Raw genomic sequence first — 26,724 nt, 5'->3', positions numbered from 1 at the left:
CCTGCACCGGCCGTCGCTCGCGAGCGCCCGTCCCTGTCCGGCCGGGTCCCCGGGGTGAGTAGGCTCGGGTGTGGCCGATGACCTCGAAAGGAATCCTGTGACCGACACCGCTGCGCTCGACTGGACCGACCTCGACCAGAAGGCGGTGGACACGGCCCGAGTGCTCGCGATGGACGCGGTGCAGAAGGTCGGCAACGGCCACCCGGGCACGGCGATGAGCCTGGCCCCCGCGGCGTACCTGCTGTTCCAGAAGGTGATGCGCCACGACCCGTCCGACCCGCGCTGGATCGCGCGGGACCGGTTCGTCCTCTCGGCGGGTCACTCCTCGCTCACCCTGTACATCCAGCTCTTCCTCGGCGGCTTCGGGCTCGAGCTCGACGACCTCAAGGCGCTGCGCACCTGGGGCAGCAAGACCCCCGGGCACCCGGAGTACCGCCACACCGCGGGGGTCGAGACGACCACGGGCCCGCTCGGTCAGGGCGTCGGCAACGCGGTCGGGATGGCGATGGCCGCGCGGCGGCTGCGTGGGCTGCTCGACCCGGGCGCGAAGACCGGGCCCTCGGTGTTCGACCACCGGGTCTACGCGATCTGCAGTGACGGAGACATCGAGGAGGGCGTGAGCGGCGAGGCCTCCTCGATCGCCGGCACCCAGCAGCTCGGCAACCTCACGCTGATCTACGACGCCAACAAGATCTCCATCGAGGACGACACCAACATCGCCCTCAGCGAGGACGTGGCCGCGCGCTACGAGGCGTACGGCTGGCACGTCCAGGTCGTCGACTGGACCAACGGCGGCACCGAGTACCGCGAGGACGTGCACGCGCTGTACGACGCGCTCCGCGCCGCCGAGGCGGTCACCGACCGGCCCAGCTTCATCGAGCTGAAGACGATCATCGCCTGGCCCGCGCCGAACGCGCAGGGCACCGGCAAGTCCCACGGATCCGCCCTCGGGGCCGACGAGGTCGCCGCCACCAAGGAGGTCCTCGGCTTCGACCCGGCGCAGACCTTCGAGGTCCCGGAGGGCGTCCTCGAGCACACCCGGCGACTCGGGGAGCGCGGTGCGGCCGCGGGCAAGGCCTGGGACGAGGACTTCGCCGCGTGGCGGGCCAAGAACCCGGACGCCTTCGACGTGCTGATGCGGCTGCGCGGCCACGAGCTACCCGAGGGCTGGGCCGACGACCTGCCGGTCTTCGACGCCGACCCGAAGGGGGTCGCGACGCGCAAGGCCTCCGGCCAGGTGATCAACGCGATCGCGAAGCGCGTCCCGGAGCTCTGGGGCGGCTCCGCCGACCTCGCCGAGTCCAACAACACCACGATCGAGGACGTCCCGTCGTTCCTGCCGGTCGACCGGTCCTCGAAGATGTGGGCGGGCGACCCGTACGCGGGCCGGGTGCTGCACTTCGGCATCCGTGAGCACGCGATGGGTTCGATCATGAACGGCATCGCCCTGCACAGTGGCACCCGCGTCTTCGGCGGCACCTTCCTCACGTTCTCCGACTACATGCGGCCCGCGGTCCGGCTCGCGTCGCTGATGGGGCTCCCGGTCACCTACGTGTGGACCCACGACTCCATCGGTCTCGGCGAGGACGGGCCGACGCACCAGCCGATCGAGCACCTCGCCGCGCTGCGCGCCATCCCCGGCCTCGACGTCATCCGGCCTGCGGACGCCAACGAGGTGGCCGCCTGCTGGAAGGCGGTCATGGAGCACACGGACCGGCCCTCCGCCCTGGCCCTCACCCGCCAGAACGTGCCGGTGTTCCCGCGGGAGCAGGACGGCTTCGCCGGCACCGCCGACGTGCACCGGGGCGGCTACATCCTGATCGACGCCCCCGAGATCGACGGCCAGGGCGGCCAGCCCGACGTCGTACTGATCGGCACCGGTTCGGAGGTCCAGCTGGCCGTCGAGGCCCGAGCCCTGCTCGCCGAGGACGGGATCCGCGCCCGCGTGGTCTCGATGCCGTGCCGCGAGTGGTTCGCCGCCCAGCACGAGTCCTACCGCGAGGCCGTCATCCCGCCGATCGTCAAGGCGCGCGTCTCGGTCGAGGCGGGCATCGCCCAGGGCTGGCACGAGGTCGTCGGCGACCACGGCCGGATCGTCTCGATCGAGACGTACGGCGCCTCGGCCGACTACGCCCGCATCTACCAGGAGTACGGCATCACCGCCCGGGCCGTCGCCGACGCCGCCCGCGACAGCATCCGCGTGAGCAGCAGCTAGTGCCGTAACCGGCTTCACCGCCTACGCGACCACCGACCACCTACATCGGAGGAACCCATGAGCGACCTACTGAAAGCCCTCACCGACGCCGGTGTGTCCATCTGGCTCGACGATCTCTCCCGGGAGCGGATCGAGTCCGGCACGTTGGCCGAGCTGGTGGAGCAGAGATCGGTGGTGGGGGTCACGAGCAACCCGACGATCTTCGCCGCCGCGATCTCCGACGGCGAGCGCTACGACGCGCAGGTCGCCCAGCTGGTGGAGAAGGGCGAGCCGGTCGACCGGATCGTCTTCGAGCTCACGACCGAGGACGTCCGCAACGCGTGCGACATCCTGCGCCCGACGTACGAGGCGGACCACGCCAACGGGCGCGTCTCCATCGAGGTCGAGCCGGACCTGGCGAACGACACCCAGGCCACGATCGCGTCGGCCCGCGCGCTGTGGTCGGCCGTCGACCGACCCAACGCGCTGGTGAAGATCCCGGCGACCGAGGAGGGCCTGGCCGCCATCACCGCCGCGACCGCCGAGGGCATCAGCGTGAACGTGACCCTGATGTTCAGCACCCAGCGCTATCGCGAGGTCATGGACGCCTACCTCACCGGCCTCGAGCACGCTCAGGAAGCGGGCCGCGACCTGTCCCGGATCCACTCCTACGGATCGTTCTTCGTCTCCCGGGTCGACACCGAGGTCGACAAGCGGCTCGAGGCGATCGGTTCGGAGACGGCGCTCGCCCTGCGTGGCAAGGCCGCCGTCGCCAACGCCCTGGTGGCGTACGGCGCGTTCGAGGAGGTGTTCGGCTCCGAGCGCTGGCGTGCCCTGGAGGCGGCCGGCGCCAACCGGCAGCGGCCGCTGTGGGCATCGACGGGAGTCAAGAACCCCGACTACGACGACACGATGTACGTGCGCGACCTCGTGGTCGCCGAGACGGTCAACACGATGCCGGAGAAGACCCTGGACGCGTTCGCGGACCACGGCGAGGTGCTCGGCGACGTGGTGACCGGCCGGGCCGGCGCCGGCGCGGCGATCCTGGAGCGCCTCGGTGAGGTCGGCGTCGACTTCGACGACGTCTTGGCGGTCCTGGAGACCGAGGGCGTGGACAAGTTCAAGAAGTCGTGGTCCGAGCTCACCGAGAAGGTGTCCGCCCAGATGGAGAAGGCCGAGGCCTCGGCATGAGCGATCACCCCGCGCCCGCAGGTGGCTGGCATGTCGCCCGGGGTGATCACCACGAGCTGCACGTCGGCTTCCGCGACGAGTCGGCGTACGTCGCCGCGGTCCGCGGCCTCGTCGACGACAAGGTCGCCAGCCGGCTCGCCGCTCGCGACCACACGCTGTGGGGATCGGCGGCCGAGGACGAGGCCGCCAAGCGACTCGGCTGGGTCGGCCTGTCCCGGTCCTCGCGCGACCTGATCAGCGACATCGCCGAGCTCGAGGTCGAGCTGCGTGAGCAGGAGCTGTTCCGCGTGGTGCTGTGCGGCATGGGCGGCTCCTCCCTGGCGCCCGAGGTGATCTGCCAGAGCGACGAGGTCGACCTCGTGGTGCTGGACTCCTCCGACCCCGACTTCGTGCGCTCGGCCATCGAGCAGCGCCTGGACGAGACCGTGGTCATCGTCTCGAGCAAGTCCGGCGGCACCGTCGAGACCGACAGCCAGCGCCGGGCGTTCGAGAAGGCGTTCACCGATGCCGGGATCGATCCCGCGGGGCGGATCGTCGTCGTCACCGACCCCGGGTCGCCGCTGGAGAAGTCGGCGCGCGACGCGGGCTACCGGGTGTTCCTGGCGGACCCGGAGGTCGGGGGCCGCTACTCCGCGCTGACGGCGTTCGGCCTCGTCCCCAGCGGCCTGGCGGGCGCGAACGTCGCCGAGCTCCTCGACGAGGCCGAGGCGATCCGCCCGGCGCTCGAGGCGGACTCGGTCGACAACCCGGCCCTGCGCCTGGGCGCGCTGCTCGGCGTCGCCAATCTCGCGGGTGCCGACAAGCTCGTCCTGACCGGCGTGGGCGCGCCGTACGCCGGCTTCGGCGACTGGGCCGAGCAGCTGGTCGCCGAGTCGACCGGCAAGGACGGCAAGGGCATCTTGCCGGTCGTCGTCGGCTCCTTGGACTCGCCGAACTTCACCCCCAGCACCCCCGACGAGGTGCTGGTCGCGTTCGGGCCCGGCCACGCCGAGCGCGCGGACCGGATCCGGCCCGCCTCGGGTTGGGGCGCCACCGTCGACGCGCCGCTCGGCGCGCAGCTGCTCCTGTGGGAGTACGCCACCGCCATCGCCGGCCGGCTGATCGGCATCAACCCGTTCGACCAGCCCGACGTCGAGAGCGCCAAGGCGGCCGCCCGCCAGATGCTCGACGGCGGCGCCAGCACCCCCGAGCCGGCCTTCACCGACGGTCCGGTCGCCGTCTTCGTGTCGGAGGGCTGGCTGCCCGACGGCGTCTCCACGGTCACCGCCGCGGTCGCGGCGCTGCTGGACCGCGTCGATGGCGAGCAGGGCTACGTCGCGGTCCAGGCCTACCTCGACCGGCACCGCGACGCGCGCCTGGCGGAGGTGCGCGACGCGCTCGCCGTACGGACCGGCCGGCCGGTGACCTTCGGTTGGGGCCCACGCTTCCTGCACTCCACCGGGCAGTACCACAAGGGCGGGCCCGCGACCGGCGTCTACCTCCAGGTGACAGGCCAGCCCGAGGCCGACCTCGGCGTACCCGACCGCCCGTTCACGTTCCACGAGTTCATCACCGCGCAGGCGGTCGGCGACGGCCAGGTCCTCGCAGCCAAGGGCCGGCCCGTGCTCCGCCTGCACCTGTCGTCACCGAGCGACCTGGACGCCGTGCTGGGAGCGCTCGGGTGACGACGCCTCCGGGCTGGCACAACCCCCTCCGCGACCCGCGCGATCGTCGGCTGCCGCGGATCGCGGGGCCGAGCGGGATGGTGCTCTTCGGCGTCACCGGCGACCTGTCCCGCAAGAAGATCATGCCGGCGATCTACGACCTCGCGAACCGCGGGCTGCTGCCGCCGGGCTTCAGCCTGACCGGCTTCGCGCGCCGCGACTGGGCCGACCAGGACTTCGCGCAGATCGTCCACGACTCGGTCAAGACGCACGCCCGGACCGAGTTCCGCGAGGAGGTGTGGCGTCAGCTCGCGGAAGGCTTCCGCTTCGTGCCGGGCAACTTCGACGACGACATGGCCTTCGAGCGGCTGCGCCGGACCATCGAGGAGCTCGACGAGGTGCGCGGCACCGGCGGCAACCACGCGTTCTACCTGGCCATCCCGCCGGGGTTCTTCGCCGATGTCGTGGGTCAGCTCCAGGAGCACGGGCTGACCGAGGGCCGCGGCGACTCCTGGCGTCGGGTGGTCGTGGAGAAGCCCTTCGGTCACGACCTGGAGTCCGCGCAGCGGCTCAACTCGGTGCTGGCCGAGGTGTTCCCCTCCGGCTCGATCTTCCGGATCGACCACTACCTCGGCAAGGAGACGGTGCAGAACATCCTGGCGCTGCGGTTCGCCAACGAGATGTTCGAGCCGATCTGGAACTCCAACTACGTCGACCACGTCCAGATCACGATGGCCGAGGACATCGGCATCGGCGGGCGCGCCGGCTACTACGACGGCATCGGCGCGGCACGGGACGTGATCCAGAACCACCTCCTCCAGCTGATGGCGCTCGTGGCCATGGAGGAGCCGACGTCCTTCGACGCCGAGAGCCTGCGCATCGAGAAGCAGAAGGTCCTCTCCAGCGTCGTGCTGCCGCGCCGGCTCGACCTGACCACCGCACGCGGTCAGTACGCCGCCGGCTGGGCGGGCGGCGAGCAGGTGATCGGCTTCCTCGAGGAGGAGGGCATCAAGCGGACCTCCACCACCGAGACCTACGCCGCGGTGACCCTCCACGTGGACACCCGGCGGTGGGCCGGCGTCCCGTTCTACCTCCGCACCGGCAAGCGGCTGGGCCGGCGGGTGACCGAAGTGGCCGTGGTCTTCAGGCGGGCGCCGCACCTGCCGTTCGCCGCCTCCTCGACCGAGGAGCTCACCCAGAACGCCCTCGTGATCCGGGTGCAGCCCGACGAGGGCGTGACGATGCGCTTCGGCTCGAAGGTGCCCGGCACCCAGATGGAGATCCGCGACGTCAACATGGACTTCGTGTACGGCGGGGCCTTCACCGAGTCCTCTCCCGAGGCCTACGAGCGCCTCATCCTCGACGTGCTCCTCGGCGACCCGCCGCTCTTCCCCCGCCACGAGGAGGTGGAGCTGTCCTGGAGGATCCTCGATCCGATCCTCGAGCACTGGGCCCGCCAGGACGAGCAGCACAAGAGCAGGCCCGAGCAGTACGAGTCCGGTGGCTGGGGCCCGGAGTCCGCGAATGCGATGCTCGCCCGCGACGGACGGGTGTGGAGACGACCATGATCGAGCTGACAAACACCAACTCGTCGGGCATCGCCGCGGAGTTCCTCCGGGCCCGCACCCGCGCCGGCAGCCCGGCGATGGGCATGGTGATGACGCTGGTGATCGTCGTCAACGAGGACCAGGCCGAGGGCGCCATGGCGGCCGCGCAGGCCGCCTCCCACGAGCACCCCGCCCGGGTCCTGGGGGTGATCCTCGGGGACGGCCGGGGCGCCGCACAGGTCAACGCCCAGGTGGGCATCGGGTCCGGCTGGACCGGCGAGACCGCGCTGATCCGGCTCAAGGGCGAGGTCGTCAAGCACCCCGAGTCGGTGGTGCTGCCGCTGCTGCTGCCGGACTCCCCCGTCGCGATCTGGTGGCCGTGCCACCCGCCCGACGACCCCGCGGAGGACCCGCTCGGCCGGCTCGCCCAGCGCCGGATCACCGACGCGGCTGCGGCCACGCGAGCGCGGACCAAGGCGATCCGCCAGCAGTGCTCGACGTACACGAAGGGCAACACCGACCTGGCCTGGACCCGGATCACGCCGTGGCGGGCACTGCTCGCCGCCGCCGTCGACCAGCAGCCGCTGAAGGTGACCGGCGCGTCGGTGACCGGTGAGCGGGTCAGCCCCAGCGCGGACCTGTTGGCCGCGTGGCTCTCGGACCGGCTGCACGTCGACGTCAGCCGCTCCAGCTCCGAGGGCCCGGGCATCACCGAGGTCGTGCTGGAGACCCGGGAGGGGCCGGTACGGATCACGCGCACGGACGGCAAGCTCGCCACGTTCTCCTCGCCCGGCCAGCCGGACCGCCCGGTCGCGCTGAAGCGCCGCGATCTCCCCGAGCTGCTCGCCGAGGAGCTGCGCCGCCTGGACGAGGACGACATCTACGCCGAGACCGCGCGGGCCCTCGTCACGATGGGTGATCGCGGATGAGCGCCACGCCCCGGGTCGAGGTGCACCCCGACCGCGCTGCGTTGGCCACCGCCGTCGCGGGTGAGCTGCTCACCCGGCTCGCCGACGCGCAGGCGGCCGGCGGGGTGCCCCAGATCGTCCTGACCGGCGGCACCATCGCCGAGGACATCCACCGCGAGTTGGCCCGCCTGTCGCCCGCCTCGGAGGTCGACTGGTCCCAGGTGGTCGTGTGGTGGGGTGACGAGCGGTTCGTCCCGCCCGACTCCCCCGACCGCAACGCCGGCCAGGCCCGTGCGGCCTTCCTCGACGCCGTCGGGGTCGACCCGGCGCGCGTGCACGAGATGCCCTCGACCGCAGACGCGGCCGACGTCGAGGCCGGTGCAGCGTCGTACGCCGCCGTGCTGAGCGAGCACGCCGCCGACTTCGACGTGCTGATGCTCGGCATCGGGCCGGACGGCCACATCGCCTCACTGTTCCCGGGCTTCGCCCAGCTCGCCGTGACCGATCGGGCCGCGGTCGGCGTGACCGGGTCGCCGAAGCCGCCACCGGAGCGGATCAGCCTGACCTTCCCGGTGCTCAACCGGGCCCGCTCGGTCTGGTTCCTGGTCAGCGGTGACGGCAAGGCCGACGCCGTGGCCCGCGCCCTCGGTGGCGCCGACGTCCGCGACGTCCCGGCCGCGGGCGTCACCGGCCACGACGAGACGATCTGGTTCCTCGACCGCCCCGCCGCCTCCCGCCTCTGACGTCGAGTCGGCGCATCCTGCCCGCGCCCAGCGCCCGAGTCGGCGCATCTTGCCCGCGTTATCCACAGGTGGCGAACTCGCACGCCTACAGATCCTCGATCGCGGCAAAGAATTCGTCATGGACATCGATCAGATGCTTGCGGACGGCCAGATTGGGCCGTCCTTCCCGCTGCCTGCGGACGTGCCGTTCACCCGGGCCGCTGCCGGGGCAGCCGGACTGTCACGCCGAGCGCTCGACCGACTCGTGAGCGAGGGCCTCGTGCGCCGGCCGATCAAAGGGGTGTACGTCGGGACGCACCTCCTCGACTCCCTCGCGCTTCGTGCCGCCTGCCTGCGGCTCGTGGTCCCGGAGGACTGCGTCGTGGTCGACCGGCACGCCGGCTGGCTCCATGGTGCTGAGATGATCCTGGCGCCCAACGAGCACCTCGAGCTGAGGCCGCTGTCACTGTTTCGGCCGTCCGGGCACGGGCGGCTGCGCAATGCCTTGGCCGCGAGCGGCGAGCGGAACCTGCGTCCCGACGAGATCATGGAAGTGCAGGGGTTGCGGGTGTCGACACCCTTGCGGACCGCATGGGACATCGGTCGAGTGCGGTGGACGGACGAGGCGATCAGCGGGTTGGACGCCATGTTCCGGCTCGGGCGGTTCACGCGCGAAGAGTTCCTCGACGGCATTCCGCGGTTCGGGCGCATGCGCTGGGTGACGACACTGCGCGCCATCGGGCCTCTCGCTGATGGCCGCGCGGAGTCGCCTGGCGAGTCGGTCCTGCGACTGCGGTGTATCGAGTGCGGAGTCCTCGTCGTCCCCCAGGTCGAGGTGTTCCGAGACGGCCGCATCTTCGCCCGGATCGACCTGGCCGACGAGGACCTGCAGGTCGGCTTCGAGTACGACGGCGCGGAGTGGCACAGCTCGCCGGCTCAGCTCCGGCACGACCAGGAACGTCGCGCGGAGCTTGTCGACGACGGCTGGCTGATCAAGGCTTTCGGATGCCCCGACGTCTTCGGCCGGGCGCGCTCCTGCGAGGCAGTGATCCGGTCCGCCGCGGCCGAGGCTCGGCGCCGGCGGGGGTTCCGCATCCCCGGCTGAGAGCCGGGCAAGACGCGCCGACTCGACGGCCTCACCCGGGCACAACGCGCCGACTCGACCTAGAAGATGATGTCGCCGGACTTGCGGCGCGAGCGGAGCAGCTGGAGCGCCTCGTCGAGGATGTCGGCCGCCTCCTGGTCGGAGCGCCGCTCCTTCACGTAGGCCAGGTGCGTCTTGTACGGCTCGATCTTCGGCGCGGGCGGGGGGTTCTCCGAGTCCAGGCTCGCGGGGAGACCGCACTTGGGGCAGTCCCAGGAGTCCGGCACCTGCGCCTCGACCGAGAAGGTCACGACCGAACGGTGCTCGTGCGCACAGAAGTACGTCACGGCCTGTCGCGGCGCGGCCTCACCGCGCTCCGCCTCGCCCATCGGGCCGGCCCCCACCCGGCTCCCGCGAATAGCGTTTCCTCCACCAGCCACGGAACGGATCCCTTTCTCGAGTCTCAGTAGGCGAACAGGAGCCCGAGGGCCACTACACAGGCGAACCAGATGATGCCGACCCCGACCGTGAACCGGTCCAGGTTGCGTTCGGCCACCGACGAGCCACCCAGCGAGCTGGAGACGCCGCCGCCGAACATGTCCGAGAGACCGCCCCCGCGGCCCTTGTGGAGCAGGACGAGGACGATCATCAGTGCGCTCGTGATCATGAGCAGGATCGTGAAGAGCAGGGTCACGGTCGCCTAGCCTACGTCAGACCGCAGACGATCAGATGACCGGCATGTCGTAGAACCGGCAGATGCCGCCGAACTCGTCCGCCTGGAGGCTGGCGCCACCGACCAGACAGCCGTCGACGTCGTCCTTGGCCATGATGCCGGCCACGTTCGCGGCCTTGACCGAGCCGCCGTAGAGGACGCGCACGCCGTCCGCGGCCTCGTCGCCGTGCACCTCGCGGATCCGCTCGCGGATCGCCGCGCAGACCTCCTGGGCGTCGTCCGGGGTCGCGACCTCGCCGGTGCCGATCGCCCAGATCGGCTCGTAGGCGATCACGAGGCCGGCGATCTGTTCGGCGGTGAACCCGGCGAGCGAGCCGTCGACCTGGGCCAGGCAGTGGGCCACCTGTCCCCCGGCCTGGCGCACGTCGAGACCTTCGCCCACGCACACGATCGGGACCATGCCCGCGCCCAGGGCCTGGTGCGCCTTGGCGTTGACCTCCTGGTCGTCCTCGGTGTGGTACTCGCGGCGCTCGCTGTGCCCCACCACGACGTAGGAGCAGCCGAGCTTGGCGAGCATGCCGGCCGAGATCTCGCCCGTGAAGGCGCCGCCGTCGTGTGTCGAGACGTCCTGGGCGCCGTACTTCACGAGCAGCCGGTCGCCGTCCACCAGGGTCTGCACGGAGCGCAGGTCGGTGAACGGCGGGACGACGACGACCTCGGCACGCGCATAGTCGTGCTTCTTGTCAGCGAGCGTCCACGCGAGCTTCTGGACCAGCACCACCGCCTCTTGGTGGTTGAGGTTCATCTTCCAGTTGCCCGCCATCAGCGGGGTGCGACTCGTTGCCATGAGCGTCCTTCGTCGTCCGGGTCTGGGGCGGAGCCCCAGCGGGTCAGGGGTCTGGGGCGGAGCCCCAGTGGGGGTCCACGGGGGCGGAGCTCCCGTGTGTGTCAGTCCTCCAGGACCTTGATGCCGGGCAGCTCCTTGCCCTCGAGGTACTCCAGGCTGGCGCCGCCGCCGGTGGAGATGTGCCCGAAGGCGGCCTGGTCGAAGCCGAGCTTGCGGACAGCGGCGGCGGAGTCGCCACCGCCCACCACGGAGAGGCCGTCGATCCGGGTGAGCGCCTCGGCGACGGTGCGGGTGCCCCCGGCGAAGGCATCGGTCTCGAAGACCCCCATCGGGCCGTTCCAGAAGACCGTCCGGGCGTCGGCGAGCGCAGCGGCGAAGGCCGCGGCGGACTCCGGCCCGATGTCGAGCCCGAGAGCGTCCGCGGGGATCTCGGAGGCCGGTACGACGCGCGGCTCCGGGGCCCGGTCGCCCGAGGGGAACTCGGTGTCCACGACGACGTCGGTGGGCAGCAGGATCTGCACCCCGGTCCGCTCCGCGCGCTCGAGGTAGGAGCGGCAGGTGTCGAGCTGGTCCTCCTCGAGCAGGCTCTTGCCGACCTCGTGGCCCTGGGCCTTGAGGAACGTGAACACCATGCCCCCACCGATCAGCAACCGGTCCGCCTTGCCGAGCAGGTTGTCGATCACGCCGAGCTTGTCGGAGACCTTCGAACCGCCCAGGACGACGACATAGGGCCGCTCCGGGTCCACCGTGAGCCGGCGGAGGACCTCGGTCTCCTTCGCGACCAGCGCGCCCATCGCGTGCGGCAGCCGCTGGGCGACGTCGTAGACGGACGCCTGCTTGCGGTGCACGACACCGAAGCCGTCGGAGACGAACGCGTCCGCGAGCGCGGCGAGCCGGTCTGCGAACGCGCCGCGCTCGGCCTCGTCCTTGCTCGTCTCACCGGCGTTGAAGCGGACGTTCTCCAGCACGGCGACCTGGCCGTCCTGGAGCGCCTCGACCGTGGCGCGGGCGCTCTCCCCGACCGTGTCGGTGGCGAACGCCACGTCCTGGCCGAGCAGCTCGCCCAACCGGGCGACGACGGGCCGCAGGGAGTACCGCTCCTCGGGCGCCCCCTTGGGGCGCCCGAGGTGGGCGGTGACGATCACGCGGGCGCCGGCATCGGCCAGCGCCTTGATCGTCGGCACGCTCGCCCGGATCCGGCCGTCGTCGGTGATCGTCGTCCCGTCGAGGGGGACGTTGAGGTCGGAGCGGACCAGCACCCGCCGGCCCGCGACCTCACCGAGTCCGTCGTAGGCGGCCACGGTCAGAGGGAGGCCGCGACGTAGTCGACGAGGTCGACGAGCCGGTTGGAGTAGCCCCACTCGTTGTCGTACCAGCCGACCACCTTGACCTGGTTGCCGATGACCTTGGTCAGCGGCGCGTCGAAGATGCAGGACGCCGGGTCGGTGGTGATGTCGGAGGAGACGATCGGGTCCTCGTTGTAGCGCAGGATCTTGCCGTCGGCCGCAGCCTTGACCACGGCGTTGACCTCCTCGACGGTCGTCTCCCGGCCGGCCTCGAAGGTGAGGTCGGTGGCCGAGCCGGTGGGCACCGGCACCCGGAGGGCGTAGCCGTCGAGCTTGCCCTTGAGCTCCGGCAGGACCAGGCCGATCGCCTTGGCGGCGCCGGTCGAGGTCGGCACGATGTTGGTCGCCGCGGCGCGCGCCCGGCGCAGGTCGCGGTGCGGGCCGTCGAGCAGGTTCTGGTCGCCGGTGTAGGCGTGCACGGTGGTCATCAGGCCCTTGACGATGCCGAACTCGTCGTTGAGCACCTTCGCCATCGGCGCGAGGCAGTTGGTGGTGCAGGACGCGTTCGAGATGATCGTGTGCGCGGCCGGGTCGTAGTCGCCCTCGTTGACGCCCATCACGATCGTGACGTCCTCGTTCTTCGCGGGCGCGGAGATGATGACCTTCTTGGCACCGCCGTCGATGTGGGCCTTCGCCTTGGTCGCGTCGGTGAACAGGCCGGTCGACTCGATCACGATGTCGGCACCCAGCTCGCCCCACGGAAGCGCGCTCGGGTCGCGCTCCTCGAAGACCCGGAAGGTGTGGCCGGCGGCCGTGATCTCGGTCTCGGTCGACGTGACGTCACCCTCGAGGCGACCCAGGATCGAGTCGTACTTCAGCAGGGTCGCCAGGGTCTTGTTGTCCGTCAGGTCGTTGACGGCCACGATCTCGATGTCGGCGCCGGAGGCCACGACGGCCCGGAAGAAGTTGCGGCCGATCCGGCCGAACCCGTTGATACCCACTCGAACGGTCACTGCGGAGCTCCTCTGTCGCGGTAGCTGGGGCGGCTGGAGTGTCCGGCTGCCCGTCTTCTCGACCCTATCGCTCGGGCCGCCGTGTCCAATCTCTCGTCCTGAGGTACGTCCAGGTAACGAGCGAAGGTCCTGCGACCACGGGACCTTAGGTCTTGCTAGAGCCTAAGTTATCCCTCGTCGGCAAGCATGTCCGGGGTCAGCGAGGACTCGGTGTCGGGGATGCCGAGCTCCTCGGCGCGCTTGTCGGCCATGGCCAGCAGCCTGCGGATCCGGCCCGCGATGGCGTCCTTGGTCAGCACCGGGTCGTGCAGCTGGCCGAGCTCCTCGAGGGAGGCCTGCTTGTGCTCCAGGCGCAGCTGTCCGGCCATCCGCAGGTGGTCGGGGACCTCCTCGCCGAGGATCTCCATGGCCCGGTCGACCCGCGCGCCGGCCGCCACGGCCGCGCGCGCCGAGCGGCGCAGGTTGGCGTCGTCGAAGTTGGCCAGCCGGTTCGCGGTGGCCCGGACCTCGCGCCGCATCCGGCGCTCCTCCCACGCCATCAGCGACTCGTGCGCGCCGAGACGCGTGAGCAGCTGGCCGATCGCGTCACCGTCCCGGATGACGACGCGGTCGACCCCGCGGACCTCGCGGGCCTTGGCGTGGATGCCCAGCCGGCGCGCGACACCGACCAGGGCGAGCGCCGCCTCCGGACCCGGACAGGTCACCTCGAGCGCGGAGGACCGGCCGGGCTCGGTGAGCGAGCCGTGCGCGAGGAAGGCTCCGCGCCAGGCGGCCACGGCGTCGCAACCGCCGCCGGAGACGACCGCGGGCGGCAGGCCGCGTACCGGCCGGCCGCGCTGGTCCAGGAGGCCGGTCTGGCGGGCGAGCGCCTCGCCGTCCTTGACCACGCGGACGATGTAGCGGCTGCCCTTGCGGATCCCGTTGCCCTGCACCATGACCACGTCGGACTGGTGGCCGTAGACCTCGGCGATGTTGGTACGCAGCCGTCGGGCGGCCGCGCCGGTGTCGAACTCGGCCTCCACCACGATCCGCCCGCTGACGATGTGCAGGCCGCCCGCGAATCGCAGCATCGAGGCCACCTCGGCCTTCCGGCAGCACGTCTTCGTGACCTGGGTGCTGGCCAGCTCCGCCTTCACCTGTGCCGTCATCGCCATGGCGCCGATCCTTTCACGCCCGTCAACGACGTGTGACGGTCCGGTCGATATCCCCAGCGCCGAGGATCCGGGCGTACGACGACGCCAGCTTGGCCGGGTCGTGCCGCGCGGTGCCGTCGTCGCAGGCGACGTCGGCGACGGCCAGCTGGGCCCCGGTCGCGTCGACCACCTCGAGCAGGTCGTCCAGGCCGTCACGCACGCTCCGCTCGTCGGCCAGCACGGTGTCGATCCGCAGGTCCGGGGCGTGCTCGGCGAGCACCGCGAGGTGGTCGGCAGCGGCGAACCCGGGGGTCTCCCCCGCCTGCTCGTCGAGGTTGAGGGTCACCACGACCCGAGCCTGGCTCGTCACGATCGCCTCGTGCAGCGCCGGCACCATCAGGTGTGGGATCACGGAGGTGAACCACGAGCCCGGGCCGAGCACCAGCCAGTCGGCCGCGCGCACCGCGTCGATCGCCTCGGGGCACGGCCGGGGATCGGGCGGATCGAGCGCGATCGAGGCGATCACGCCGTCGGTGGTGGCGACCTCCACCTGCCCGCGGACCGTGGTCAGCCCACGGCCCCCGGCGAGCCCGCGGACCTCGGCGGTGATGTCCAGCGGGGTCAGTGCCATCGGCAGCACCCGCCCCGAGGTGCCCAGCAGCCGACCGACCCAGTCCAGCGCCGCGACCGGGTCGCCGAGCTGCTCCCACAGGCCGACGATCAGCAGGTTGCCGATGACGTGGCCGCGCATGTCGCCCTGCCCGGCGAAGCGATGCTGGAGCACGCGGGCCCAGGTGTCTCCCCACTGGTTGGCCCCGCACAGCGCCGCGAGCGCCATCCGCAGGTCGCCCGGCGGCAGCACGCCGAACTCCGAGCGGAGCCGCCCCGAGGAGCCGCCGTTGTCCGCGACGGTGACGACAGCCGTCAGGTCGTCGACGACCAGCTCGTCGACGAGGATCCGGAGGGCCTGCAGGGAGGCGGCGAGACCGTGGCCACCGCCGAAGGCGACCACCGCCTGAGCGCGGTTCAACGTCATCGGGCCTTCACTCACGGCCGAGGTCGCGGTGCGTCGACCGCGTCTCGTACCCCGCCTCGCCCAGGCGCCGCGAGATCTCCTCGGTCATCGCGACGCTGCGGTGCTTGCCGCCGGTGCAGCCGATCGCGATCGTCATGAACCGCTTGCCCTCGCGGAGGTACCCGCTCGCCACTCCTTCGAGCACCGGCACGTAGGCGTCGAGGAACTCCGCTGCCGCGGGCTGCGCCATGACGTAGTCGGCGACGGCGGCGTCCCGGCCGGTGCGCGGTCGCAGCTCGGGGATCCAGTGCGGGTTGGGGAGGAACCGCATGTCCGCCACGAAGTCGGCGTCGACCGGGATGCCGTACTTGAAGCCGAAGCTGATGACCGTGACCTTGAGCCGGACCGTGTCGGGGGTCCCGAACGCGTCGGCGATCCGGTCGGTGAGCTGGTGGACGTTCAGCCCGGTCGTGTCGATCACCAGGTCGGCGTCGCCGCGGAGGTCCGCGAGCACGCCGCGCTCGCGGACCAGCCCGTCGATCAGCCGCCCCCCGCCCTGGAGCGGGTGCGGCCGCCGCGCGGCCTCCTGTCGGCGGACGAGGACGTCGTCGTCCGCCTCCAGGAACACCAGCGTCGCGTGCCGCCCGGTCGCGCCCTGGGCGAGGTTGGCCTGCAGGGTCTGGAAGAAGGAACCGGACCGTACGTCGACGACCACCGCGATCGGCTGCGCAGTACCGCGAGTCTCGTCGACCAGCCGGACCACGTCGCGGAGCAGGCTCGGCGGCAGGTTGTCGACCACGTAGTACCCGAGGTCCTCGAGCTCCTTGGCCGCCGTGCTGCGGCCGGCTCCGGTCATGCCGGTCACGACGACCAGCTCGCCGGGGGTTCGGTCCGGGATCGTCGTCGACCGCTCGCTCGCGCTGTTGCTGGGCACGGCCTAGCCCTCCTCGATCTCGCCGGTGGCGGTGTTGACGCTGACGATGGCAGGCCCAGTCTCGCGGCTGGTCCGGGCCAACGCATCCTTGATCGCGCCGGCGGTGCGCGGACCGATGCCCGGCACCAGAGCGATCTCGTCCACGGTGGCCGCACGCAGCCGCTTCAGTGAGCCGAAGTGCTTGAGCAGCGTCTTGCGACGCACCTCACCGAGCCCCGGCACGTCGTCGAGCAGGCTCTCCACCATCGACTTCGAGCGCCGCGACCGGTGGTGGGTGATCGCGAAGCGGTGCGCCTCGTCACGGATCCGCTGGAGCAGGTAGAGCCCCTCGCTGGACCTGGGCAGGATCACCGGGTCCTCCTGCCCAGGGAGCCACACCTCCTCCAGGCGCTTGGCCAGCCCGCACACGGGGATGTCGACGATCCCGAGCTCGCTCAGCGCCCGTTGGGCCGCGGCCACCTGGGGCGGCCCGCCGTCGACCACCACGAGGCCCGGTGCGTAGGCGAACTTGCGCGGCCGACCGGTCTCGGGATCCACGAGCATCGGGCCGCTCTCGGTGACCACCGACTGGCTGGTCCCCTGCTCGTCGAGCAGTCGACGGAACCGGCGGGTGATCACCTCGTCCATGGACGCGACGTCGTTCTGGCCGTCCACGCCGCGGATCACGAAGCGGCGGTACTCGCTCTTGCGGGCGAGCCCGTCCTCGAAGACCACCATCGACGCAACCACCTCGGTCCCCTGGAGGTTGGAGACGTCGTAGCACTCGATCCGCAACGGGACCTCGTCCAGCCCGAGGGCGTCCTGGATCTCCTCCAGCGCCCGGTTGCGGGTCGTGAGGTCGCTGGCCCGCTTGGTCTTGTGCAGCGCCAGCGCCTGGCCGGCGTTCTGCGCGACGGTCTCCTGCAGGTTCCTCTTGTCACCGCGCTGTGGCACCCGGATCGCCACCTTCGAGCCGCGGAGGTCGCCGAGGAGGGATTCGTACGTCGCCACGTCCGGCGGCAGGGCCGGGACCAGGATCTCGCGGGGGATCTCGTCCGCACCCGCACCGGCGTACAGCTGGAGGAGGAAGTCGTCGACCAGCTCGGCGGTGCCGCCCTCGTCCACGCGATCGGCCACCCAGCCGCGCTGACCGCGGATCCGTCCGCCGCGCACGTAGAAGATCTGCACCGCGACCTCGAGCGGGTCCTCGGCGAGCGCGATCACGTCCGCGTCGGTGCCGTCGCCGAGCACCACGGCCTGCTTCTCCAGGGCCTTGTTGAGGGCACCGAGGTCGTCGCGCAGGCGTGCCGCCTTCTCGAAGTCGAGCGCGTCGGAGGCGGCGTACATCTCGCGCTCGATGCGCTTCACGAACGCGGTGGTGTGGCCGGCCATGAAGTCGCAGAAGTCGTCGACGATCGCCCGGTGCTCCTCGGCGGTCACGTTGCCGACGCACGGCGCCGCGCACTTGTCGATGTAGCCGAGCAGGCACGGCCGGCCGATCTGCGCCGAGCGCTTGAACACCCCGTTGCTGCACGAGCGCATCGGGAACACCCGCAGCAGCAGGTCGACGGTCTCGCGGATCGCCCAGGCGTGGCTGTAGGGCCCGAAGTAGCGGGTGCCCTTGCGCTTGGCGCCGCGGCCGACCATGACGCGCGGGAACTCCTCGCCCACGGTGACCGCGAGCCACGGGTACGACTTGTCGTCGCGGTACTTCACGTTGAACCGCGGGTCGAACTCCTTGATCCAGGAGTACTCCAGCTGCAGCGCCTCGACCTCGGTCTTGACGACCGTCCACTCGACGCTCGCAGCGGTCGTCACCATCGTGGCGGTGCGCGGGTGCAGGTGTGCGACGTCCTGGAAGTACGACGACAGCCGGGCGCGCAGGTTCTTCGCCTTGCCGACGTAGATCACCCGCCCGCGGGCGTCGCGGAACCGGTAGACCCCCGGCTGGGTGGGGATGGAGCCGGGCTGCGGCCGGTAGGACAGCGCGCCTCGCGTGGAGCGGGGCGGTCGAGCAGGAGGCACGCAGCAACCCTACGGGGCCGCCAGGACACTCAAGCGGTGCTGACCTCGCCGCCCGCCACGGTCACCTTGACCGTCGGCAGCGGCTGGGTCGCCGGGCCGTTGGACACGGAGCCGTCCTGGATGGAGAACCTGCTGCCGTGGCAGGTGCAGTTGATGGTGCCGTCCTGGACCGACGTGACCGGGCACCCTTGGTGGGTGCAGATCGAGGAGAACCCGTGGAACTCCCCCGCGGTCGGCTGCGTCACGACGATCTTCTGGTCGGCGTAGATCCGGCCGCCACCGACCGGGATGTCCGAGGCGGGGCCCAGCTTCTCCCCAGACCCCACCGTGGGTCCACTGCTCGGGCTCGCACCGGTCCCCCCGCCGCAGGCGGCGAGGAGGGGTACGCCGACCCCCACCGCGGCTGCTCCGGTCAGGGTCTGGCGTCGTGAAATGCCCCTGCTCACGTGGTGGTCCTCTCGGCGGCGGAAGGTTGAATCTTCACGGTACAAACGCGGACCAACACCGCCCGGTTCAACCGCGCGCCCGGCCCCGGGTCAGCCGGCCTTGCGGACCGCGCCCTTGGTCGCGGACTTCTTGGCCGGAGACTTCGTGGTCGCAGCCGCCTTCGCGGCGGGCTTCTTCGCGGCGGGCTTCTTCGTGGCCGCCTTCTTGGCGACCGCCTTCGCCGCCGTGGTCCGCCGCCGCGGGCCGTCCTCGGCGGGAGCCGCCCGGTCCGCGGACTGCTCGGCGTGCCGCCCCGCGAGGAGCGGGGCCAGGAACTGGCCGGTGAAGCTCGCCGGGTCCGCCGCGACCTCCTCGGGGGTGCCCTCGGCCACCACGGTGCCACCGCGCGAGCCGCCCTCGGGGCCCATGTCGATCAGCCAGTCAGCGGTCTTGATCACGTCGAGGTTGTGCTCGATCACCAGCACCGTGTTGCCCTGGTCGACCAGTCGGCCGAGCACCAGGAGCAGCTTGCGGATGTCCTCGAAGTGCAGGCCGGTCGTCGGCTCGTCGAGCACGTAGACCGTGCGGCCCGTCGACCGCTTCTGCAGCTCGGAGGAGAGCTTGACCCGCTGTGCCTCGCCGCCCGAGAGCGTGGTCGCCGGCTGGCCGAGGCGCACGTAGCCGAGCCCGACCTCCACCAGGGTCTTCATGTGGCGCGCGATCGCGGGCACCGCCGCGAAGAACTCCGCGGCCTCCTCGATCGGCATGTCGAGGACCTCGGCGATGGTCTTGCCCTTGTAGTGGACCTCGAGCGTCTCCCGGTTGTAGCGGGCGCCGTGGCACACCTCGCAGGGGACGTAGACATCGGGTAGGAAGTTCATCTCGATCTTGATCGTGCCGTCGCCGGCGCACGCCTCGCAGCGGCCGCCCTTGACGTTGAACGAGAACCTGCCCTGGAGGTAGCCGCGCATCTTCGCCTCCGGGGTCGAGGCGAACAGCTTGCGGATGTGGTCGAAGACCCCGGTGTACGTCGCCGGGTTGGACCGCGGGGTGCGACCGATCGGCGACTGGTCGACGTGGATCACCTTGTCGACGTGCTCGAGGCCGGAGATCCGCTGGTGCCGACCCGGCACCGTGCGGGCGTTGTAGATCTGCTTGGCCAGCGACGTGTAGAGGATGTCGTTGACCAGCGTGGACTTGCCGGAGCCCGAGACGCCCGTGACCGCGACGAACAGGCCGAGCGGGAACGAGACCTCGATGTCGCGCAGGTTGTGCTCGCGGGCGCCGTGCACCGTCAGCGCCCGGCCCTTGGTGCGCGGTCGCCGCACCGGGGGCACCGGGATCTCGCGCCGGCCGGAGAGGTACTGACCGGTCATCGAGTCGGGGTGCTCCAACAGGCCCTCGACGCTGCCGCTGTGGACCACCTGGCCGCCGTGCTCGCCGGCCCCCGGGCCGATGTCGACAACCCAGTCGGCGACCCGGATGGTGTCCTCGTCGTGCTCGACGACGATCAGGGTGTTGCCGAGGTCCTTGAGCCGGACCAGGGTCTCGATCAGCCGGTGGTTGTCCCGCTGGTGCAGCCCGATCGAGGGCTCGTCCAGCACGTAGAGCACACCGACCAGCCCGGCACCGATCTGGGTGGCGAGCCGGATCCGCTGGGCCTCGCCACCCGACAGCGAGCCGGACGGCCGGTCCAGGGAGAGGTAGTCGAGGCCGACATCGAGGAGGAAGTTCAGCCGCTCCTGGATCTCCTTGAGGACCTGCTCGCCGATCTGGCGCTCGCGGGCGGACAGGTCGAGGTGGCGCAGGTAGTCGGCGGCCTCGTTGATCGGCAGCGCACACACCTCGGCGATGTTCTTGGCGCCGTTCTCCCGGCTCCCGCCGAGCGTCACGGCCATCGACACCGGCTTGAGGCGGCTGCCGAGGCAGGCCGGGCACGGCACCTCGCGCATGAAGCCCTCGAAGCGCTCCCGGCTGGTGTCGGACTCCGCCTCGCGGTGCCGGCGCTCGATGTAGCTGCGCACCCCCTCGAACTCCGCGTAGTAGGCGCGCTGGCGGCCGTAACGGTTGCGGGTGACGACGTGCACCTTGGTGGCATGCCCGTCGAGGATCGACCGCTGCGCCTTCGCCGACAGGTCCTCCCAGGGCGTGTTCAGGTCGAACCCGAGCTCGTCGCCGAGCGCGCCGAGCAGGCGCAGGAAGTAGTCGGCCACGTGCGCCTGGCTCCAGGGCTGGATCGCCCCCTCGCCCAGCGTCGCCCGGCGGTCGGGGACCACGAGCTCCGGGTCGACCTCCATCCGGGTGCCGAGCCCGTGGCACACCGGGCAGGCACCGAACGGGGAGTTGAAGGAGAACGAGCGCGGCTCGAGCTCGTCGGTGTCGATCGGGTGCTCGTTGGGGCAGGACATCTTCTCGCTGAACCGCAGCTCACGGTGCGGGTCCTTCGCGTCCAGGTCCACGAAGTCGAGGACGACCAGCCCGCCGGCCAGCTGCAGCGCGGTCTCGACCGAGTCGGTGAGGCGCCGCTTGGCGGACTCCAGGACCTTGAGCCGGTCGACGACCACCTCGATCGTGTGCTTCTTCTGCTTGTCGAGCTGGGGCGGGTCGTCCAGCGGGTGCGTGTCGCCGTTGACCCGGACCCGGGAGAAGCCCTGGGTCTGCAGCTGCTTGAACAGCTCGACGTACTCGCCTTTGCGGCCCCGGATCACCGGCGCGAGGACCTGGAACCGCCGTCCCTCCTCGAGGGTCAGCACCCGGTCGACGATCTGCTGCGGGGTCTGCCGCTCGATCGGGGCACCACACGTCGGGCAGTGCGGCCGGCCGGCCCGCGCGTAGAGCAGGCGCAGGTAGTCATAGACCTCGGTGATGGTGCCCACGGTCGAGCGCGGGTTCTTCGAGGTGGACTTCTGGTCGATGGACACCGCCGGGGACAGGCCCTCGATGAAGTCGACGTCCGGCTTGTCCATCTGGCCGAGGAACTGGCGTGCGTACGCCGAGAGCGACTCGACGTAGCGACGCTGGCCCTCGGCGAAGATCGTGTCGAAGGCCAGGGAGGACTTGCCGGAGCCGGACAGGCCGGTGAAGACGATCAGCGAGTCTCGGGGAAGATCGATCGAGACGTCCTTGAGGTTGTGCTCCCGGGCTCCCCGGATGATGAGCTGGTCCGCCACTGCGTAGTCCCCTGGTCCCCTCGTCTTCGAACAGGTGTTCGTCATCGTAGCCGCTGCCGGCCAGGCATAACGAACCCCGGCGCGCGGCTGTTCCCACAATCTCACGCGCCACCGACAGCCGGTCCTCGGGCAGGATGGGCCCATGCCCGACACCCAGCCCAGCCCGGCAGCCGTCTCCTTCGCCGAGGTGCTGCTTCCCGAGGCGACCCGCGCCCTGATCCGCACGGCCGACGCGCTCGAGGACCCCGAGTACGCCGCGCCCAGCCGACTGCCCGGCTGGACCCGCGCCCACGTGCTGGCCCACCTGGCGCTCAACGCCGAGGGCCTCACCGGCGCGCTCGCCGGCATCGTCGAGGGCCGCCGGGTCCCGATGTACGCCTCGCAGGAGGCGCGGAACACCGACATCGAGGAGCTCGCCGGCAAGACGCCGACGGCGATCCGGACCCGACTGCTCGGCGCCTGCACCGACCTGACCGACGCCATCGCCGCCGTCCCGGACGACGCCTGGGACACCACGATCGACCGGGTCCCGGACGGGCCCGCCTTCCCCGCGCTCGCCGTGCCCGGCATGCGGTTGCGCGAGGTGGAGATCCACCACGCGGACCTGGCAGCGGGCTACGACCGGTCGCAGTGGTCCCCGGAGCTGACCGCACACGTCCTCGACACCGCCGTGACCCGCGGCGCGACCGGGACCGCATTCACGGCCCACGCCACCGACCTGGACCGCTCCTGGAGCTACGGAGACCCGGCCGGCGGCGGACCGACGGTATCGGGCACCGCGGCCGACCTCGCGTGGTGGCTCACCGGTCGAGGAGCCGGCGAGGGGCTGACCAGCGACGGCGGCGAGCTCCCGCGGATCGAGGAGTGGTGATGACCGAGGCGCACGACTACACCGGGGCGGTGCGGCCCGGCGGGCCGCCTGACGTACGCACGCTGGCGCACCTGTCGATCACCAAGGTCGCCGTCGACGAGCAGATGTCGAACAACTGCTACCTGCTGCGCTGCCGGGAGACGGGCGCCCAGCTCCTCGTCGACGCGGCAGCCGAGCCCGCGACGCTGCTGCCGCTCATCGGGGAGACGGGCCTGACGGCTGTCGTCACGACCCACCAGCACTGGGACCACCACCGGGCGCTCGCCGACATCGTCGCGGCCACCGGCGCGGAGGTGGTCGTCGGCCTACCCGACGCCGCGGCCGTCACCGAGCAGACCGGGGTCGAGGTGACCCGCACGGTCTCCGAGGGCGACACCGTGGCCGTCGGCACGTGCACGCTCCAGGTGATCACGATCGCCGGCCACACCCCCGGATCGGTCGCGCTGCTGTACGACGACACCGCGTCCGAGGGCGGTCGCCCCCACCTGTTCACCGGCGACTCGCTGTTCCCGGGCGGCGTCGGCAACACGTTCGGCGACGAGGCGGCCTTCGCCCAGCTCATCGACGACGTCGAGACGAAGATCTTCCAGCGGCTCCCCGACGACACCTGGTTCTACCCCGGCCACGGGGACGACTCCACGCTCGGCGCCGAGCGTCCGCACCTCGGCGAGTGGCGCGCCCGCGGCTGGTGAGCTCGGTGCCCGTCCTCAGGCCGGCCACCAGCCTCAGAACGCCACGTGCGGCCAGTCGCCGAAGCCGCTCAGGTCGTCCGGCACCCTTCCGGTCTGTCGGTCGGTCGTCCGCTCCGTGGCCCAGTCGGTGAGTCCGATGGGGAACGTGAGCTCGTCGAGCGTGGGGATCGAGTCGAGATCGACGAGCTCCGCGCGCGGCATGCCGGCCGGCAGGTCGTCGGTACTGAGGCTCGCGAAGATCCGCAGCGAGTCCCACCGAGGGCAGGTGCCGGCGTCGAGGTGGTCGAGCATCGCGTCCTCGGCGAGCCCGGCATCCATCGCGACCACGAGCAGCTCAGTGCCGTGGACGCTCGCCCACCGCCACATCGTTCGCGCGCACACCTGCCGGGCCCGCGCCCGGCGTAGCACCCGTTCGGCGGTCCGCACGGGCAGGCCACTGTCGAGGAGCAGCCGCTCGACGTCGTGCAGGTTGACGTAGTCGGGGTGGCGCTGGAGCAGCCGGCGCCTGCGGTCCAGCTCGCGGCGGCGGTCCTGTGGTCCGGCCGGACGAGCCGTGGCGGTGATGACGAGGCCGACACAGAACAGGCAGAGCAGGCTCAGTCCGAGCGACATGGCGCATCCCTCATTTCCGGACTCCAGACGGCGGCGGTCGTGGTCGTGAGGGAAACTCGCCGGCCGGGCCGGGCGTTACGCTGCGACGCCGCGAGACCGGCCGCGGGCTAGACCAGGGTCGCCGGACCTCGGCGTTCGGGCTGCATCGGCAAAGGATCAGTGGTACGTGACTTTGACGACGTCGGTCACCGGGACCGACTGGCAGCCGAGCCGGATGCCGTCGGCGAGGTCGTCGGCGTCGAGGACGTCGTTGTGGAGCATCTTCACCTCGCCCTCGAGCAGGCGTACGGCGCACGCCGAGCACTCCCCCTCCCGGCAGGAGTATGGCGCCTTGATGCCCTTGGCCTCCAGGTGCTCGAGCAGCTTGGTCCCGGGCGCCCAGTCGTCGAAGGCGTACTCCTCGCCGTCCAGCTCGACCTCGAGTCGCACCGGACCCTCCGGTTGTCCGGCGTCACCGTCGGCTCCGACGTCCTCGGCGTCGGTCTCGGCGTCCTCGATCTCGTGCTGCGCGGCCTCCTGGTCGTGCAGGTCGCCGAACGGGTTGCCGCCCAGGGAGATGAACTTCTCCTGGTGTCGCCGTTCGCGCGGGAACTCCAGCTCCTTGAGCGCTCCGACGACCAGCTTCATGAACGGGGCCGGCCCGCACACGAAGGCGTCGTAGGAGAGGAACCCGCCGGCGAACGCCTCGACCTGCTCCTGGGTGGGCAGGCCCTGCACGGACTCCAGCCAGTGCACGACCACGAGTCGGTCGGGGTGCTCGGCGGAGAGCCGGGTGAGCGCATCGGCGAAGATCACCGACCGCTCGTCGCGGTTGGCGTAGAGCAGCACGATCCGGCCGGTCCCCTGCTGCAGCGCGGTCCGGGTGATCGACATGATCGGGGTGATCCCGCTGCCCGCGGCGAACAGCAGCAGGTCGGCGCTCAGCGAGGCTGGCGTGAAGATGCCACTGGGCGGCAGTGCGCGGACGGTGTCGCCCTCTCGCACGTTGTCGCAGATCCAGTTGGAGGCGAAGCCCTCGGCCGTGCGCTTGACCGTGATGGTGAGCGGCCCACCGTCGACCGGGCTGCTCGACAGCGAGTAGCAGCGAGCGGCGACCCCTGTCTGGTCGCTCGGGACGGCGAGGGTGAGGAACTGTCCCGGCTTGTAGGCGAACTGCTCCTCGGCGCCTGCGGGCGCCTCGAAGGAGACGGAGTGCGCGTCCGCGGTCTCCTCGACCACGTCCACGACCTTCAGCTCGAACGACTCTTCCGTGGCCACTCAGTAACCGTCCTCGGCTCCGATCGGGATCCGGCCCTCGCGCACCGCGGCGTCGATGCTGGCCGCGAGCCGCGGACAACCGGCATGCACCGGTCGTCCACCGGGCTGGGTGGCCATTCTCGCGAACTCCTGGCAGTGCGCGAGGGCCTGGTCCGACCATTGGATGGAGGTGTGGTGCTCGCTGTTCTTCTTCACCCCGACGCTCGCGAGGCAGTCCAGGCAGGCCACCTCGACCAGCCGGGCCCTGGTGTAGAGGTGCTGGTCCTCCAGCGTGGCGGGGCTGGCGGGGACGAAGGAGGCCATCAGGTCCCCGTCATGATCGGCGGCGTGACGTCGGTGTCCTGCGCCCCGGCGTCCTGGCTCGCCGCGTCCTCGGCGCTCTTCCGCGCGAGGTTCTCCTCCACCTCGGCGCGCCAGTGCTCGTTGGCCTTGGTCGTGTCGACCTCGAACTCGAACCGCTCGGTCATCTCCGGGGTGACGTCGTCCTGGTCGACGTAGAACTGCTCGTACCACCGGCGCAGCTGGTAGACCGGGCCGTCCTCCTCGCACAGCAGCGGGTTCTGCACCGGCGCCTTGTTCAGCCAGATCGCGACATCCTGCTCGAAGCCCTCCTTGAACGTCTCGGAGTAGCGCTTGCCGATGTACTCGGCCGTGGCGTCGTCGATGCCGTCGGGCTTCTTCACGCACAGTCCGTACTGGAGCTTGAAGGAGTTCTGCGAGGTCGGGACGTGGCAGTTGATCAGGATGACCTCGGTCTCGAAGCCCTTGTAGTCGACGTTGATCCAGTTGATCATGTACGACGGCCCGTAGTAGGAGGCCTCCGACTTCAGCATCAGCCCCTCGTCGCCGTACCCGGCGCCGTCCACGTCCGGGCGGCCGGTCGACTCCATGAACTGGGTCGCGACCTGGCCTTCGAACACGTTGCGGAAGCTGGTCGGGAACGCGAAGTGGATGTAGAAGAAGTGCGCCATGTCCACGACGTTGTCGATTATCTCGCGGCAGTGCGCGTTGGCGACGTCGAGGACCTCCCACGTCCAGTCGGTGTACTCGTCGGTGCCGATCCCGGGCAGCTCCGGAGGCAGGATGTCGAGGTCGGGCTCGGAACCCTCGACGTCGTGCCAGACCAGCACCTGGCCGTTGCGGACCACCACCGGGTAGCGCTCGGTGCGCGCCCGCAGCGGCACCCGGCGGGCATACGGGATCGCCTTGCACCGGCCGTCGCCGCCCCACCGCCAGTCGTGGAAGGGGCAGGCGACCTCGTCGCCCTTGACGCTCCCCTGGGTGAGGTCGCCGCCCATGTGCCGGCAGTAGCCGTCCAGGGCGTTGATCTCGCCCTTGGAGTCCTGCCACACGACCAGCTTGCCGCCGAACGCCTCCACGCCGTGCGGCTTGCCGTCGGCGAACGTCGACTTCAGACCGAGGCAGTGCCAGCCGCGGGCGAACCGCTCCGGCGGCGTACCGCGGTCGAGAGCTCGGGCGCTGGACGGGGTGGGGCTCATGGC

24 protein-coding genes are annotated in these 26,724 nt (G+C 71.2%); 9 read left to right on the top strand and 15 right to left on the bottom strand.

The features are described 5' to 3' along the window. Positions 1-169: 169 nt before the first annotated feature. From tkt to NOCA_RS14325, 7 genes are all read left to right on the top strand, one after another. Complete coding sequence (gene tkt / locus NOCA_RS14355; RefSeq protein ID WP_443189698.1) at positions 170-2,215, top strand: transketolase; 2,046 nt, start codon at positions 170-172, stop codon at positions 2,213-2,215. Positions 2,216-2,272: 57 nt separating this feature from the next. After that, positions 2,273-3,385 carry a transaldolase gene (gene tal / locus NOCA_RS14350; RefSeq protein ID WP_011755984.1) on the top strand — a complete coding sequence of 371 codons (1,113 nt, stop codon included), beginning with the start codon at positions 2,273-2,275 and terminating at the stop codon, positions 3,383-3,385. Then, positions 3,382-5,049: a glucose-6-phosphate isomerase gene (locus NOCA_RS14345; protein ID WP_011755983.1), complete on the top strand. Its 1,668-nt coding sequence runs from the start codon at positions 3,382-3,384 to the stop codon at positions 5,047-5,049. The genes tal and NOCA_RS14345 overlap by 4 nt, the downstream gene beginning before the upstream one ends. Beyond that, positions 5,046-6,596 carry a glucose-6-phosphate dehydrogenase gene (zwf, locus tag NOCA_RS14340; protein WP_011755982.1) on the top strand — a complete coding sequence of 517 codons (1,551 nt, stop codon included), beginning with the start codon at positions 5,046-5,048 and terminating at the stop codon, positions 6,594-6,596. Before NOCA_RS14345 ends, zwf begins: the two co-directional genes overlap by 4 nt. Next, positions 6,593-7,504 carry a glucose-6-phosphate dehydrogenase assembly protein OpcA gene (locus tag NOCA_RS14335; protein WP_011755981.1) on the top strand — a complete coding sequence of 304 codons (912 nt, stop codon included), beginning with the start codon at positions 6,593-6,595 and terminating at the stop codon, positions 7,502-7,504. Before zwf ends, NOCA_RS14335 begins: the two co-directional genes overlap by 4 nt. Next, complete coding sequence (gene pgl / locus NOCA_RS14330; protein WP_011755980.1) at positions 7,501-8,226, top strand: 6-phosphogluconolactonase; 726 nt, start codon at positions 7,501-7,503, stop codon at positions 8,224-8,226. The genes NOCA_RS14335 and pgl overlap by 4 nt, the downstream gene beginning before the upstream one ends. A gap of 118 nt (positions 8,227-8,344) precedes the next feature. Next, the gene (locus NOCA_RS14325) at positions 8,345-9,310 is read left to right on the top strand and encodes a type IV toxin-antitoxin system AbiEi family antitoxin domain-containing protein (protein WP_011755979.1); all 966 of its coding nucleotides are present in this window, start codon (positions 8,345-8,347) and stop codon (positions 9,308-9,310) included. A 59-nt stretch (positions 9,311-9,369) separates the two neighbouring features. Here the strand turns inward: NOCA_RS14325 and NOCA_RS14320 are convergent, their stop codons facing one another. The 11 genes from NOCA_RS14320 to uvrA all read right to left on the bottom strand — a co-directional run bounded on the left by NOCA_RS14320 (position 9,370) and on the right by uvrA (position 21,790). Then, positions 9,370-9,729, bottom strand: a complete 360-nt coding sequence (locus NOCA_RS14320; protein WP_011755978.1) for an RNA polymerase-binding protein RbpA — start codon at positions 9,727-9,729, stop codon at positions 9,370-9,372. A gap of 23 nt (positions 9,730-9,752) precedes the next feature. After that, a complete protein-coding gene (secG, locus tag NOCA_RS14315) occupies positions 9,753-9,983 on the bottom strand; it encodes a preprotein translocase subunit SecG (protein WP_011755977.1) in 231 nt (76 codons plus the stop codon). 31 nt (positions 9,984-10,014) lie between these two features. Continuing rightward, positions 10,015-10,809, bottom strand: a complete 795-nt coding sequence (gene tpiA / locus NOCA_RS14310) for a triose-phosphate isomerase (protein WP_011755976.1) — start codon at positions 10,807-10,809, stop codon at positions 10,015-10,017. A gap of 101 nt (positions 10,810-10,910) precedes the next feature. Then, positions 10,911-12,110, bottom strand: coding sequence for a phosphoglycerate kinase (locus NOCA_RS14305; RefSeq protein ID WP_011755975.1), 1,200 nt, complete (start codon positions 12,108-12,110; stop codon positions 10,911-10,913). A gap of 2 nt (positions 12,111-12,112) precedes the next feature. Next, positions 12,113-13,108, bottom strand: a complete 996-nt coding sequence (gene gap / locus NOCA_RS14300; protein ID WP_011755974.1) for a type I glyceraldehyde-3-phosphate dehydrogenase — start codon at positions 13,106-13,108, stop codon at positions 12,113-12,115. Positions 13,109-13,275: 167 nt separating this feature from the next. Next, positions 13,276-14,262 carry a DNA-binding protein WhiA gene (gene whiA / locus NOCA_RS14295; RefSeq protein ID WP_011755973.1) on the bottom strand — a complete coding sequence of 329 codons (987 nt, stop codon included), beginning with the start codon at positions 14,260-14,262 and terminating at the stop codon, positions 13,276-13,278. Between the two features lie 22 nt (positions 14,263-14,284). After that, positions 14,285-15,277: a gluconeogenesis factor YvcK family protein gene (locus NOCA_RS14290; protein ID WP_011755972.1), complete on the bottom strand. Its 993-nt coding sequence runs from the start codon at positions 15,275-15,277 to the stop codon at positions 14,285-14,287. A 7-nt stretch (positions 15,278-15,284) separates the two neighbouring features. After that, complete coding sequence (gene rapZ, locus NOCA_RS14285) at positions 15,285-16,190, bottom strand: RNase adapter RapZ (RefSeq protein ID WP_011755971.1); 906 nt, start codon at positions 16,188-16,190, stop codon at positions 15,285-15,287. Between the two features lie 3 nt (positions 16,191-16,193). After that, positions 16,194-18,194 carry an excinuclease ABC subunit UvrC gene (gene uvrC, locus NOCA_RS14280; RefSeq protein ID WP_011755970.1) on the bottom strand — a complete coding sequence of 667 codons (2,001 nt, stop codon included), beginning with the start codon at positions 18,192-18,194 and terminating at the stop codon, positions 16,194-16,196. Positions 18,195-18,223: 29 nt separating this feature from the next. After that, positions 18,224-18,640 carry a Rieske (2Fe-2S) protein gene (locus NOCA_RS14275; protein WP_041546551.1) on the bottom strand — a complete coding sequence of 139 codons (417 nt, stop codon included), beginning with the start codon at positions 18,638-18,640 and terminating at the stop codon, positions 18,224-18,226. Positions 18,641-18,730: 90 nt separating this feature from the next. Further along, the gene (gene uvrA, locus NOCA_RS14270) at positions 18,731-21,790 is read right to left on the bottom strand and encodes an excinuclease ABC subunit UvrA (protein WP_011755968.1); all 3,060 of its coding nucleotides are present in this window, start codon (positions 21,788-21,790) and stop codon (positions 18,731-18,733) included. Between the two features lie 142 nt (positions 21,791-21,932). On the opposite strand from uvrA, the gene NOCA_RS14265 reads away from it, so the two are divergent. Next, positions 21,933-22,661 (top strand): maleylpyruvate isomerase family mycothiol-dependent enzyme, encoded by a 729-nt coding sequence (locus NOCA_RS14265; RefSeq protein WP_011755967.1) that lies wholly within the window; start codon positions 21,933-21,935, stop codon positions 22,659-22,661. Further along, a complete protein-coding gene (locus tag NOCA_RS14260) occupies positions 22,661-23,353 on the top strand; it encodes an MBL fold metallo-hydrolase (RefSeq protein ID WP_011755966.1) in 693 nt (230 codons plus the stop codon). Before NOCA_RS14265 ends, NOCA_RS14260 begins: the two co-directional genes overlap by 1 nt. Before the next feature lie 33 nt (positions 23,354-23,386). On the opposite strand, the gene NOCA_RS14255 is transcribed toward NOCA_RS14260, so the two are convergent. From NOCA_RS14255 to NOCA_RS14240, 4 genes are all read right to left on the bottom strand, one after another. Further along, positions 23,387-23,965 carry a hypothetical protein gene (locus NOCA_RS14255; RefSeq protein WP_011755965.1) on the bottom strand — a complete coding sequence of 193 codons (579 nt, stop codon included), beginning with the start codon at positions 23,963-23,965 and terminating at the stop codon, positions 23,387-23,389. A gap of 156 nt (positions 23,966-24,121) precedes the next feature. After that, positions 24,122-25,222: a ferredoxin--NADP reductase gene (locus NOCA_RS14250; RefSeq protein WP_011755964.1), complete on the bottom strand. Its 1,101-nt coding sequence runs from the start codon at positions 25,220-25,222 to the stop codon at positions 24,122-24,124. Continuing rightward, on the bottom strand, positions 25,223-25,525 hold the full coding sequence (locus NOCA_RS14245) for a hypothetical protein (protein WP_011755963.1): 303 nt from the start codon (positions 25,523-25,525) through the stop codon (positions 25,223-25,225). After that, positions 25,525-26,721, bottom strand: coding sequence for a Rieske 2Fe-2S domain-containing protein (locus tag NOCA_RS14240; RefSeq protein WP_011755962.1), 1,197 nt, complete (start codon positions 26,719-26,721; stop codon positions 25,525-25,527). Before NOCA_RS14240 ends, NOCA_RS14245 begins: the two co-directional genes overlap by 1 nt. Positions 26,722-26,724 lie beyond the last annotated feature (3 nt).

The organism is Nocardioides sp. JS614 (genome assembly GCF_000015265.1).
In the GTDB taxonomy this organism is placed as follows: Bacteria; Actinomycetota; Actinomycetes; order Propionibacteriales; family Nocardioidaceae; genus Nocardioides.
Note: the sequence above shows the minus strand (reverse complement) of the source record. Positions and strands in the feature narration are given on the sequence as shown.